We start from the raw sequence: 13,232 nt of genomic DNA, 5'->3' as shown, positions 1-13,232 counted from the left end.
GCCTGGTGCAATAATGCCGCATATGACCGGATCGGATGAGAATAGTCATTTAAATGGCCTTTTTTTCCCGCTCGTCTGGCAATTTGTTGTAAAATTCGCGGCTTCAAGCGGCAGCTTGCTTCTTCCTGGCTGCTGATAACCGCGAGACGTTTTGGAGAGATTTTGGAGAAGAGAAAAAATTGATCATTTTCAATACTCTAAAAGCACCCCATCCTCTGAATAAGAAGGTGGAACTTGAATGATCGGTCGGCTGCTCCGTGGCGGTTTCATGACTGCCATCTATGCGTATCTGTATATTCCCATCATTATTCTGATCGTGAACTCCTTCAACAGTTCGCGGTTCGGCATTAACTGGCAGGGCTTTACCACTAAATGGTACGAACTCCTGGTCAATAACGACAGTCTGTTGCAGGCCGCTCAACATTCACTGACGATGGCGATTTTTTCAGCGACCTTCGCCACGTTGATTGGCTCGTTAACCGCGGTGGCGCTTTATCGCTACCGCTTTCGCGGGAAGCCATTCGTCAGCGGGATGCTGTTTGTAGTAATGATGTCGCCGGATATCGTGATGGCGATCTCCCTGCTGGTGCTGTTTATGTTACTCGGCATTCAACTGGGCTTTTGGTCGTTGCTGTTCTCGCACATCACCTTTAGCCTGCCGTTTGTGGTCGTCACGGTCTATTCGCGCCTGAAAGGCTTTGATGTCAGAATGCTGGAAGCCGCAAAAGACCTGGGGGCCAGTGAGGTAACGATTTTACGCAAAATCATTCTGCCGCTGGCGATGCCGGCGGTGGCGGCGGGCTGGTTGCTGAGCTTTACGTTGTCGATGGACGATGTAGTGGTCTCGTCGTTTGTCACCGGGCCGGGCTATGAAATTTTACCCTTAAAGATTTATTCCATGGTAAAAGTCGGCGTTTCACCAGAAGTGAACGCGCTGGCGACCGTTTTATTGGTGCTGTCTCTGGTAATGGTCATTGCCAGCCAGCTTATTGCTCGTGATAAAACCAAGGGCCGATAAGGCCCGTAATTCAGGGGACGTTAAATGAAAAAATGGTCACGCCACCTGCTCGCGGCGGGCGCCCTGGCGCTGGGTATGAGTGCCGCTCATGCCTCCGACAACGACACGCTCTATTTCTATAACTGGACTGAGTATGTACCGCCGGGCCTGCTGGAACAGTTCACTAAAGAGACAGGCATTAAGGTGATTTATTCGACCTACGAGTCGAACGAAACCATGTATGCCAAACTCAAAACCTATAAAGATGGCGCGTATGACCTGGTTGTTCCTTCTACATACTATGTCGACAAAATGCGCAAAGAAGGCATGATCCAGAAGATCGATAAGTCGAAATTAACCAATTTACACAACCTCGATCCGGAAATGCTCAACAAACCGTTTGACCCCAACAACGATTATTCTGTTCCGTATATCTGGGGCGCAACGGCGATTGGCGTGAACAGCGATGCTATCGATCCAAAAACCATTACCAGCTGGGCTGACTTGTGGAAACCGGAATATAAAAACAGCCTGCTTTTAACCGACGATGCGCGAGAAGTCTTCCAGATGGCGCTGCGCAAGCTAGGTTATTCCGGTAACACTACCGATCCGAAAGAGATCGAAGCGGCATATGAAGAGTTGAAAAAACTGATGCCGAACGTAGCGGCCTTCAACTCCGATAATCCGGCGAATCCGTATATGGAAGGGGAAGTCAATCTGGGGATGGTGTGGAACGGTTCGGCCTTCGTTGCTCGTCAGGCTGGCACGCCGCTGGAGGTCGTCTGGCCGAAAGAAGGCGGTATTTTCTGGATGGATAGCCTGGCTATTCCGGCAAACGCGAAAAATAAAGAGGGCGCGCTGAAGCTAATCAACTTCCTGCTGCGTCCTGACGTCGCGAAAGAGGTGGCAGAAACCATCGGCTACCCTACCCCCAACCTGGCGGCGCGTAAGCTGTTAAGCCCGGAGGTCGCCAATGATAAGTCGCTCTATCCGGATGCGCAAACCATCAGCAAAGGCGAGTGGCAAAACGATGTCGGCGACGCCAGCGCCATTTATGAAGAGTATTATCAGAAGCTAAAAGCAGGACGCTAATTCAGCCAAAGCGCCTGTCGGGCCTACAGATGAACGTAACGTGAAATGTAGGCCGGATAAGGCGTTACCGGGCAAACAGCACTACAGCCCTTTCAGGAATTTATCAACAAATTCCGGCACAACCTGGCTTGCCGGGCCGTAGTGCTTCTCTTCAAACTCGCTGCCGACCTGGCTTGGCTCAAGATTCAGTTCCACCGTATGTGCGCCGTGCAGTTTTGCTTCATGCACAAACCCCGCAGCCGGATAGACATGACCGGATGTGCCAATGGCGATAAAAATATCCGCCATCGACAGCGCCATATAAATTTCATCCATGCCAAGCGGCATCTCGCCAAACCACACCACGTGCGGACGTAGCGGCGCCGGGAACTGGCAGCAGTGACATTTATCTTCCGGCATCACATCGCCGTTCCATTCCAGAATTTGGCCGCTTTGCGAACAGCGCACCTTCAACAGCTCGCCATGCATATGAATGATGTTGCGATTGCCCGCGCGTTCATGCAAATTGTCGATGTTTTGCGTCACCAGCAAAAAGCGATCGCCAAGCGCTTCTTCAAGCTTCGCTAACGCCAGATGCGCCGCATTGGGTTGTATTTCCGGCTGTTGAAGCTGCTGACGGCGGGCATTATAAAATGTCTGCACCAGCCCCGGATTACGGGCGAATCCTTCCGGCGTTGCCACGTCTTCAACCCGATGCTCTTCCCAAAGGCCATCCGCCGCGCGAAACGTACGAATACCAGACTCTGCAGAAATTCCTGCACCTGTAAGGACTAATACTCTTGGGTTTTCCATCATTTCCGGCACCACTCTGTCTCTGAAAAAGATCCGCTGGCGCAGACGTTCACGCAACAGACGTTTATTTTTACGAAAGCGGCTTAATCGATGAAACCGACGCGACTGCATAACAACCTCTTTTTTTGATTAGTCGGTAAGATGTAAAAAAGCAGCACCGCGCATCCCACCTGCATCCCCATGCCGCGCACGCTCAATGCGCGGCGCGCGGGCAACAGGGAGGAGATGGCGCGGCAGTCTTTCCGCCAGTTGCGTTGTTATTGCCGTAAAGTTCGATAGTCCGCCGCCGATCACCAATAAATCGGGATCGACAATCGTCAGTATATTCCCCAGACAAACCGCCAGTAAATCCAGATAGCGCTCAACATGCGCGTGCGCCTGCTCATCGCCCTGCTCCCACAACGCGATAATCTCCGGCGCCTGCAGCGATTGATCATAATAATGCTGATATAGCCACGCAAACCCGCGCCCGGACAGATAATTCTCAATGCAGCCCATCTGACCGCATCCACAACGGCGGAGAGGAAAATCAAACCCCATCAACGTTAGCGCGTCAACCGGCAAACGCATATGACCAAACTCGCCGGTGATATAGCTCTGACCGGTAATCGGCTTCCCGTTTAGCACCAGGCCACCGCCGACGCCGGTGCCGAGGATAAGCCCCATAACCAAAGGATATTGCGTGAATTCATTATCCCAGGCTTCGGACAAGGCAAAACAGTTAGCGTCATTGTCCAGACGCACATCGCGATCCAGTCGGGCGCTGAGATCGGCGCGCAACGGCTTACCGCTGGCTGCCGGGACATTCGCGGCGTACAGCGTGCCGTCTTCGGTTTCCGGCATACCGGGTATGCCAATCCCTACCGACCCTTTTACGCCAAATCGCTGGTCGGCTTCCGCGACCAGTTCGCATACGGCGTCTAAAAAGGCGCTATAGCTGGTATGGGGCGTGGGAACCCGTTTTTCCCACTGCAGCCGCCGCGTTGAGTCAAATACGCCTAACGCAATCTTTGTTCCGCCAATGTCAAACCCGTAATACATCACCGCTCCTTGTTTTTATATTCCGCGATTACTGCCCGCTCAATACTCGCGCAGGGTCAATGTTGCTCGCCCGCCGCGCCGGATACCAGCTCGCCAGTAAGCTTAACAACAACGCCGTGACCAGTACGTAAACAACGTCCAGCCAATGTAATTCGGATGGCAGGAAGTCGATAAAATAGATATCGCCGGACAAAAACTGATGCCCGATCTCCTTTTCAATCCCATTAATAATGGCGGTAAGCTGAAGCGAAACGACAACGCCGATCGCCACGCCAATCAAGCTGCCCAGCAAGCCCGCCAGTAGCCCGTACCAGACGAAAATGGCACGAATCAAACCATCTTTCGCCCCCAGCGTTCTTAATACCGCAATGTCGCCGCTTTTGTCTTTTACCGCCATCACTAAGGTGGAAACGATATTAAAACAGGCCACGCCGATCACCAGAATCATCGCCAGATACATAATGGCGCGAATCATCTGGATATCGCGATACATATAGCCGTAGGTGCCGATCCAGCTCTTAATGTAGACATAGCTGTTAGTCACTTCACCCGCGTCACGCACCAGTTTGTTCGCATTAAACACGTCGTGGACTTTAAGCGCGATACCGGAAACGCTGGACCCCATATCCAGATACTGCTGCGCATCCTCAAGCGGGATCATGGCGAAGCTGTGATCGAGCTGGCCGCTCAGTTGCAGAATCCCGATGACATGCAAACGCACGCGTTTGGGCTGGAGCAGCTTATGGTCGGCATTCGCATTGGGGATCATGATGGACACCCAGTCGCCCTGTTTCACGTTCAGCGCATCGGCGACGCCTTTGCCGATAATGATCTGCTGTTCGCCCGCTTTGAAATGATCCCAGGCGTGATTTTGCACAAATGACGGTAACGCGCTAAGCTGCTGCTCTTGCTTAGGGTCGACGCCTTTAACCTGAATGGCGCGCAAATTCGCCCCGCTCTCTACCAGGCCGGTAAAATTGATATACGGCGCGGCGGCGGCAATGCCCGGCACCTTCTGCACTTTTGCCAGCGCTTCACGCCAGTTGGTCCACGGCTGATTGACCGCTTCAATCTCCCCGTGCGGAACCACCGCCAGAATACGGTTATTCAACTCGCGTTCGAAACCGTTCATCGCGCTTAAACCGACAATCAATACCGCCACGCCCAGCGCGATACCGATGGTAGAAATGACGGAAATGAGCGAAACCATACCGCCGCGCCGCCGCCCACGGCTGAAGCGCAAGCCAATTAACAATGATAAAGGCGACGCCATTACTCCGCCCCCATCAGGCTCAGTTCCGCCGTCAGGCGGCCATCGCGCATCTCAAGCTGGCGGCTCATACGTTTCGCCAGTTGCAAATCGTGAGTCACCACCAGAAACGCGGTTCCCTGCAGACGATTTAACTCGCCCAGAAGCTCAAAAATACTGTCGGCATTACGCGCATCCAGATTACCGGTCGGCTCATCCGCCAGTACCAGACGCGGGTTATTCACCAACGCGCGCGCTATCGCGACACGCTGGCGCTCACCGCCGGAAAGTTCCGAAGGTCGATGGGTTGCGCGATGCTCCAGCCCTACGGCGTGCAGCATTTCTCGCGCCCGAGCGTCAATCTCCGCCGGTTTCTTTTTGCCAATCAATAATGGCATCGCCACGTTTTCCAGCGCCGTAAAATCCGGCAGGAGATGATGAAACTGATAGATAAACCCCAGTTTCTGGTTACGTAATTCCGCTTTTGCCGCAGAAGAGAGTTTGCTCATCGGCTGGCCGCTAAAAATCACATCACCGGAGGTGGGCGTATCCAGCCCGCCTAACAGATGCAGCAACGTACTTTTACCCGAACCGGAACTGCCGACGATCGCCATCATTTCGCCTTCGCCGATACTGAAGCTGACATCGTGCAACACGTCGGTTTGTACGGTGCCTTCCTGATAGCGTTTGCACAGGTTGTCGCATTGCAACAGGATCTTATTCATAACGTAAAGCCTCAGCGGGTTGAGTGGCGGCAGCGCGCCAGGAAGGATAAAGCGTAGAAAGCAGCGCGATGGCCATTGCCACCAGAGCGATAACGATCACCTGTAACGGCTCTATCGCCACGGGCAACGCAGCGCCATCCAGAAACGCGCCGATGATCGGCATCAGGTTATTCAGTTGGCTGGCAAGCAATGCGCCCAGCGCGGCGCCCAACAGCGCGCCGATAATCCCGGCGCTGGCGCCCTGCACCATAAAGACCATCATAATTTGTCGCGGCGTCAGCCCTTGAGTTTGTAAAATCGCCACTTCGCCCTGCTTCTCCATGACCATCAGGCCCAACGAAGTAATAATGTTAAAAGCCGCGACTGCCACGATGAGACTCAGCAACAATCCCATCATGTTCTTTTCCATGCGCACAGCCTGGAACAACTCGCCTTTGCGTTCGCGCCAGTCCTGCCACTTCGTGCCTTGCGGCAGCGTCTGTTGACTGAGGGTATCGACTTGCAGCGGTTCATCCAGCCACAGACGCCAGCCGGTAATATTGCCTGCCGGATAGCGCATTAAACGCGACGCGTCCTGAATATTGACCAGCATTTCATAGCCATCGACCTCGCTATTGGCGGCAAATGTGCCAATCACCGTAAACAGACGCTGGCTGGGCAGGCGTCCCATTGGCGTAAACTGGCTGGCAGATGGCACCATTAGCCGAATCTGATCGCCACGGTTGACCCCTAACTGTCCGGCGAGCTGCTCGCCGAGGATGACATTATACTTACCCGGCTGTAATTCGCTTTGCTTCACATTGACCAGATACGGCGTTAACGGATCTTTTTGCGCCGGATCGATACCCAACATCACGCCAACCGCAACGCTACGCGCGCTTTGCAGTACGACATCGCCCGTCGTCAGCGGCGCAATACGGTTAACGCCTTGCAGATTCACCGCTTTTTCCGGCATCTGACTCGGGTTAAGAGAACCATGTTCAGCAGAGAGGATGGCCTGAGGCATCAAACCAAGAATGTTATTTTGCAGTTCGCGCTCAAAACCGTTCATCACCGACAATACCGTGACCAGCGCCATCACCCCCAGGGTAATGCCGATAGTGGAAAGCCAGGAAACGAAGCGACCGAAGCGATCTGCTGCACGCCCGCGCATGTAACGCAGGCCGATGAATAGAGCGACAGGTTGATACATGTAATCCGTCTGGTTGCTGTTAGCAAAGTCCCGAGTATATAAGCGAAAGCGGAATGCGTAAATGTCTGAACCGTAAGAGTTCGTCAGCGTTATTCTGAAAAAGGCCGACAAATCAAGTCACTTACATGTTCATACTTTACCTGTTCGGCGCGTTATCCGGCGGATTCAATTTGCTAATAAACAACGATCGCGGATAATAAAGAACATTGCTTATCAGTCATATGCCCCTGAATACCTGAGTCCTTCATGCTGTCCCGGCGCGCAGCCAACCATGAAGCAGCCTGAAGGGTGACGCGTAGAGTGCGGCGTAAAACAAAAAGAGATACTGACAACCGTTATGCCTGAAAAACAACGTTACACGCTGCCGACAAAAGCGGGCGATCAGCGCCAGTTGGGCGAACTTACCGGTGCCGCCTGCGCTACGCTGGTGGCGGAGATAGCCGAACGCCATGCCGGTCCGGTGGTACTCATAGCGCCTGACATGCAAAATGCTCTGCGATTGCATGATGAAATCCGCCAGTTTACCGATCAGATGGTGATGAACCTGGCGGACTGGGAAACGCTACCGTATGACAGCTTCTCCCCGCATCAGGAAATTATCTCTTCGCGCCTGTCCACGCTCTACCAGTTGCCGTCGATGCAGCGCGGCGTCTTGATTGTACCGGTAAACACCCTGATGCAGCGCGTTTGTCCGCATAGCTATCTGCATGGTCATGCGCTGGTGATGAAAAAAGGCCAGCGGCTGTCCCGCGACGCTCTGCGCGCGCAGCTTGACAGCGCCGGTTATCGGCATGTCGATCAGGTGATGGAGCATGGCGAATACGCGACGCGCGGCGCGCTGTTGGATCTCTTTCCGATGGGCAGCGAACAGCCTTATCGCCTCGACTTTTTTGATGATGAAATCGACAGCCTGCGTCTGTTTGACGCGGATACCCAGCGTACGCTGGAGGAGGTCGAGGCCATCAATTTGTTGCCCGCGCACGAATTTCCTACCGACAAAGCCGCTATTGAGCTTTTCCGTAGCCAGTGGCGCGATACCTTTGAGGTAAAACGCGACGCCGAACACATCTATCAGCAGGTCAGCAAAGGCACCTTGCCCGCCGGGATCGAATACTGGCAGCCGCTCTTTTTCAGCGAACCGTTACCGCCATTATTTAGCTATTTCCCCGCCAATACTCTGGTGGTGAATACTGGCTCGCTGGAAACCAGCGCCGAACGCTTTCAGGCCGATACGCTGGCGCGTTTTGAAAATCGCGGCGTCGATCCTATGCGCCCGCTTTTGCCGCCGGAAGCCCTCTGGCTACGGGTAGATGAGCTCTTTTCCGAGCTTAAACGCTGGCCTCGCCTCCAGCTTAAAACCGACCATCTGCCGGAAAAAGCCGCCAATACCAATCTTGGTTTCCAGAAATTACCGGATTTGGCTATCCAGGCACAGCAGAAAGCGCCGCTGGACGCGCTGCGTAAGTTCCTCGAATCTTTCAGCGGCCCGGTGATTTTTTCTGTGGAAAGCGAAGGACGCCGCGAAGCGCTGGGAGAGCTCCTGGCTCGCATAAAAATCGCGCCGAAGCGGATATTACGCCAGGACGAGGCGCAGGATGCGGGACGCTATCTGATGATTGGCGCCGCAGAACATGGCTTTATCGACACCCAACGCAATCTGGCGCTGATTTGTGAAAGCGATCTTTTGGGTGAGCGGGTGGCGCGTCGCCGCCTGGATTCCCGCCGCACGATCAACCCGGATACGTTGATTCGTAACCTGGCGGAGCTCCACGTCGGTCAGCCGGTAGTGCATCTGGAGCACGGCGTCGGACGCTATGCCGGCATGACCACTCTGGAGGCTGGCGGCATCAAGGGTGAGTATCTGATGCTCACCTACGCCAATGACGCCAAACTGTATGTGCCGGTCTCCTCATTGCATCTGATTAGCCGCTATGCCGGCGGCGCGGAAGAAAGTGCGCCGCTGCATAAACTGGGCGGCGACGCCTGGTCGCGCGCCCGGCAGAAAGCGGCGGAAAAAGTGCGCGATGTCGCAGCGGAACTGTTGGATATTTATGCGCAACGGGCGGCAAAAGAGGGGTTTGCCTTTAAGCATGATCGTGAGCAGTATCAGTTATTCTGCGACAGCTTCCCGTTTGAAACGACGCCCGATCAGGCACAGGCGATTAACGCCGTATTGAGCGATATGTGCCAACCGCTGGCGATGGACAGGCTGGTGTGCGGCGACGTCGGCTTCGGCAAAACCGAAGTGGCGATGCGCGCCGCGTTCCTGGCAGTGGAAAACCATAAACAAGTAGCGGTACTGGTGCCAACCACGCTGCTGGCGCAGCAACACTATGATAACTTCCGCGACCGTTTCGCCAACTGGCCGGTACGCATTGAGATTCTGTCCCGCTTTCGCAGCGCCAAAGAGCAGACACAAATCCTGGCGGAAGCCGCCGAGGGTAAGATCGATATTCTGATCGGTACGCATAAACTGCTACAAAGCGATGTGAAGCTGCGCGACCTGGGCCTGCTGATTGTCGATGAAGAGCACCGTTTCGGCGTGCGCCACAAAGAGCGAATTAAGGCGATGCGCGCCGATGTCGATATTCTGACGCTCACGGCGACGCCGATCCCGCGGACGCTGAATATGGCGATGAGCGGTATGCGCGATCTCTCCATTATCGCCACTCCCCCTGCCCGTCGTCTGGCGGTAAAAACCTTTGTTCGCGAGTATGATAGCCTGGTAGTAAGGGAAGCGATTCTGCGTGAAACCCTGCGCGGCGGTCAGGTTTACTATTTGTACAATGACGTCGAAAATATTCAGAAAGCCGCAGAGCGGCTGGCGGAACTGGTACCGGAAGCGCGAATCGCTATAGGCCACGGGCAGATGCGTGAACGTGAGCTGGAACGGGTCATGAACGATTTCCACCATCAACGTTTTAACGTGCTGGTGTGTACTACCATTATCGAAACGGGGATCGACATTCCCACCGCTAACACGATCATCATTGAACGCGCGGATCATTTCGGCCTCGCGCAGTTGCACCAGCTGCGTGGCCGCGTTGGGCGCTCGCACCACCAGGCCTACGCCTGGCTGTTGACGCCACATCCTAAGGCCATGACCACCGATGCGCAAAAACGGCTGGAGGCGATTGCGTCGCTGGAGGATTTAGGCGCCGGGTTTGCGCTGGCGACCCACGACCTGGAGATCCGCGGCGCGGGCGAACTGCTTGGCGAAGAGCAAAGCGGCTCAATGGAAACCATTGGCTTCTCACTCTACATGGAACTGCTGGAAAACGCCGTCGATGCGCTGAAAGCAGGCCGCGAACCCTCGCTGGAAGATCTCACCAGTCAGCAAACGGAAGTCGAGCTGCGAATGCCGTCGTTGCTGCCAGATGATTTTATTCCGGATGTTAATACCCGGCTGTCATTCTATAAACGCATTGCCAGCGCGAAGAACGAAAACGAGCTGGAGGAGATCAAAGTGGAATTGATCGACCGCTTCGGCCTGCTGCCCGATCCGGCGCGTAATCTGCTGGATATCGCCCGCCTGCGCCAACAGGCGCAAAAGCTCGGCATCCGAAAACTGGAGGGTAACGAGAAAGGCGGAACGATTGAGTTCGCCGAGAAAAACCACGTTGACCCCGCCTGGCTTATCGGGTTGCTGCAAAAACAGCCGCAGCATTTCCGTCTGGATGGCCCGACGCGCCTCAAGTTTATTCAGGATTTAAGCGAACGTAAAACGCGTATAGACTGGGTACGCCAGTTTATGCAGCAACTGGAAGAAAACGCTATTGCATAAGCGTCAGGCCGGGCGTCATTACTCTGCGTCCGGCCTAATCTTTACAAATTCTTTGCACTTCCCTGCAGTTCCAGACACAGCCAACCGCCATAATTCTTATTTCCTCTTTTATAAAAATAACCACATAATAATCATGGGCTTATTATAATGTTCAACAATACGCGACTCTCTCGCTGGTGGGCGTTGTTTGCGCTTACCGCGACCATCATGCTTGCCCTTCCCGCGCAGGCGAATACGTGGCCTCTTCCGCCCCCCGGCAGTCGACTGGTGGGAGAAAATAAATTCCATGTCGTTGAAGACGACGGCGGCTCGCTGGAGGCGATCGCCAAAAAATATAACGTGGGCTTTTTAGCCCTGTTACAGGCCAACCCCGGCATTGATCCTTACGTGCCACGCGCAGGCAGCGTGCTGACGATTCCGCTGCAAACGCTGCTACCGGACGCGCCACGTGAAGGGATTGTCATTAACCTCGCGGAATTACGGCTTTACTATTATCAACCGGGGAAAAATACGGTCACGGTCTACCCTATCGGGATTGGCCAACTGGGCGGCGATACCCTGACGCCAACGATGGTGACGACCATTTCGGATAAACGCGCCAATCCAACCTGGACGCCGACCGCCAATATTCGCGCACGTTATAAAGCGCAAGGCATCGATCTCCCCGCCGTGGTGCCTGCCGGTCCCGATAACCCAATGGGGCATCACGCGATTCGTTTAGCGGCCTACGGCGGCGTCTATCTGTTACATGGCACGAATGCCGATTTTGGCATTGGTATGCGCGTCAGTTCCGGCTGTATCCGTCTGCGCGACGGTGATATAGAGACATTGTTCCGTCAGGTCACGCCGGGAACCAAAGTGAATATTATCAATACGCCGATTAAAGCCTCGGTGGAGCCAGGCGGCGTGCGACTGGTGGAAGTTCATCAGCCGCTGTCTAAAAATATAGGCGACGATCCGCAGGTGCTGCCGATTGTGCTGAATGGCCCGATGCAGGCCTTTAAGGACGCGCCGCAGACCGATGCTGCGGTGATGGAACATGTTATGGAAGTGCGTTCCGGAATGCCGGTGGATGTAACCCGTCAAGCAGAGGCGAAACCGCAGTCGCTGTAAACGTGAATAGCTGACCGACAAAAAAGCCTCGCGATGCATCGCGAGGCTTTCTTTTTTTATTGTGGCAATCGCAGCGGCATTAATGAGGGTTAATGCTTACTTATAGATTACCGCCGTACCGTGAAGGGTATTCGGGCCGGTAACAGAGGTAATACGGAAAGACTTCGCCCCCATCTCCTGCGCTTTTTGCGCCAGCTGATCTTCCAGCGAGCCCAGATTCGTGCCGCCATTCGCGGAAATGGTACCGAACTTCTGTTGACCTTCTGGCGTTGCCTGAACTTCAACGGCGGCGAAGCTGGCGAATGAGAGCGAACTCAGTACGGCAGCAGCGATGAGGTTTTTTACGTTTTTCATAGTGATGACCTTTAGCAGATGAATGGGTGTCGTAAGCATTAACTTAACGATCGATAAATTAATCATAGATGTGATCTACATCACACGTCAACTTCTTTTTATAATGATCGTTATATAATTTATAAAGATGTTATTTTTCATGTGAATAGAATTGATTTATTTTTCTAATGAATACTCTGGAGCCAGAAGTGGTTTGTTTTTATAATAGAGAGACCGCTCTTTAAACAGGTACAACGGCATCATGACAACGGATACCACGAGTTGCGCGAAGAAAAGCCGTGGCCGACCAAAAGTGTTCGACAGGGAAGCCGCGCTTGATAAGGCCATGACTCTCTTCTGGCAGCACGGCTATGAAGCAACTTCGCTTGCCGATCTCGTAGAGGCTACCGGGGCGAAAGCGCCTACTCTCTATGCGGAATTCACTAATAAAGAAGGATTATTTCGCGCTGTCCTGGATCGCTACATCACTCGCTTTGCCTCAAAGCACGAAGCCCAGCTCTTTTGTGAAGAGAAAAGCGTGGAATCGGCGCTGGAAGATTACTTCACAGAAATTGCCGCCTGCTTTACCAGTACAGACACGCCGGCTGGCTGCTTTATGATTAATACGTCCGCCACCCTCGCCGCCTCCTCGCGCGATATCGCCCGCACGGTAAAATCACGCCACGCCATGCAGGAACAGACGCTCATCCAGTTTCTGCGCCAACGTCAGGAGCGCGGTGAAATTCCGGCGCACTGTAACCCGCAGGCGCTCGCGGAATATATAAACTGTATTTTACAGGGAATGTCGATCAGCGCCCGTGAAGGAGCCACCTTCGAACAACTGATGCAAATTATGCGTACGACTCTGCGCATCTGGCCTGAACTACTTAAGTCCTGAACGACGCGGCTTCGGA

Annotated in this window: 11 protein-coding genes; 5 read left to right on the top strand and 6 right to left on the bottom strand. The window is 53.9% G+C overall.

Annotation, left to right across the window (positions count from 1 at the left end):
• Nucleotides 1-238: 238 nt before the first annotated feature.
• Together potC and potD are read left to right on the top strand one after the other, a co-directional pair.
• Nucleotides 239-1,018, top strand: a complete 780-nt coding sequence (gene potC, locus ACQ29O_RS09170) for a spermidine/putrescine ABC transporter permease PotC (RefSeq protein ID WP_000580299.1) — start codon at nt 239-241, stop codon at nt 1,016-1,018.
• A gap of 24 nt (nt 1,019-1,042) precedes the next feature.
• Nucleotides 1,043-2,089, top strand: a complete 1,047-nt coding sequence (gene potD, locus ACQ29O_RS09165; protein WP_000759332.1) for a spermidine/putrescine ABC transporter substrate-binding protein PotD — start codon at nt 1,043-1,045, stop codon at nt 2,087-2,089.
• Nucleotides 2,090-2,170: 81 nt separating this feature from the next.
• Here the strand turns inward: potD and cobB are convergent, their stop codons facing one another.
• From cobB to lolC, 5 genes are read right to left on the bottom strand one after another with little or no spacing between them, the layout of a single operon-like run.
• Nucleotides 2,171-2,992, bottom strand: a complete 822-nt coding sequence (gene cobB / locus ACQ29O_RS09160) for a Sir2 family NAD+-dependent deacetylase (RefSeq protein WP_001191856.1) — start codon at nt 2,990-2,992, stop codon at nt 2,171-2,173.
• 18 nt (nt 2,993-3,010) lie between these two features.
• Nucleotides 3,011-3,922 (bottom strand): N-acetylglucosamine kinase, encoded by a 912-nt coding sequence (nagK, locus tag ACQ29O_RS09155; protein WP_000291334.1) that lies wholly within the window; start codon nt 3,920-3,922, stop codon nt 3,011-3,013.
• 28 nt (nt 3,923-3,950) lie between these two features.
• The gene (gene lolE, locus ACQ29O_RS09150; RefSeq protein WP_000168092.1) at nt 3,951-5,195 is read right to left on the bottom strand and encodes a lipoprotein-releasing ABC transporter permease subunit LolE; all 1,245 of its coding nucleotides are present in this window, start codon (nt 5,193-5,195) and stop codon (nt 3,951-3,953) included.
• On the bottom strand, nt 5,195-5,896 hold the full coding sequence (gene lolD, locus ACQ29O_RS09145; protein ID WP_001033714.1) for a lipoprotein-releasing ABC transporter ATP-binding protein LolD: 702 nt from the start codon (nt 5,894-5,896) through the stop codon (nt 5,195-5,197). The genes lolE and lolD overlap by 1 nt, the downstream gene beginning before the upstream one ends.
• Nucleotides 5,889-7,088, bottom strand: a complete 1,200-nt coding sequence (lolC, locus tag ACQ29O_RS09140) for a lipoprotein-releasing ABC transporter permease subunit LolC (RefSeq protein WP_001532069.1) — start codon at nt 7,086-7,088, stop codon at nt 5,889-5,891. The genes lolD and lolC overlap by 8 nt, the downstream gene beginning before the upstream one ends.
• A gap of 337 nt (nt 7,089-7,425) precedes the next feature.
• Here lolC and mfd point away from each other — a divergent pair, with 337 nt between their 5' ends.
• Both mfd and ldtC read left to right on the top strand, forming a co-directional pair.
• The gene (gene mfd / locus ACQ29O_RS09135) at nt 7,426-10,872 is read left to right on the top strand and encodes a transcription-repair coupling factor (RefSeq protein WP_001114330.1); all 3,447 of its coding nucleotides are present in this window, start codon (nt 7,426-7,428) and stop codon (nt 10,870-10,872) included.
• Nucleotides 10,873-11,019: 147 nt separating this feature from the next.
• Nucleotides 11,020-11,985, top strand: coding sequence for a L,D-transpeptidase LdtC (ldtC, locus tag ACQ29O_RS09130; protein WP_000482961.1), 966 nt, complete (start codon nt 11,020-11,022; stop codon nt 11,983-11,985).
• 96 nt (nt 11,986-12,081) lie between these two features.
• Here the strand turns inward: ldtC and bhsA are convergent, their stop codons facing one another.
• On the bottom strand, nt 12,082-12,339 hold the full coding sequence (gene bhsA / locus ACQ29O_RS09125; RefSeq protein ID WP_000800134.1) for a multiple stress resistance protein BhsA: 258 nt from the start codon (nt 12,337-12,339) through the stop codon (nt 12,082-12,084).
• Between the two features lie 241 nt (nt 12,340-12,580).
• Here bhsA and comR point away from each other — a divergent pair, with 241 nt between their 5' ends.
• Nucleotides 12,581-13,216 (top strand): TetR family copper-responsive transcriptional repressor ComR, encoded by a 636-nt coding sequence (gene comR, locus ACQ29O_RS09120; protein WP_000205982.1) that lies wholly within the window; start codon nt 12,581-12,583, stop codon nt 13,214-13,216.
• Nucleotides 13,217-13,232: the final 16 nt, after the last annotated feature.

This window comes from Salmonella sp. GDC200615, from assembly GCF_050574145.1.
Taxonomy (GTDB): Bacteria; Pseudomonadota; Gammaproteobacteria; order Enterobacterales; family Enterobacteriaceae; genus Salmonella; species Salmonella enterica.
This window is presented reverse-complemented; position numbering and strand designations above follow the sequence as displayed.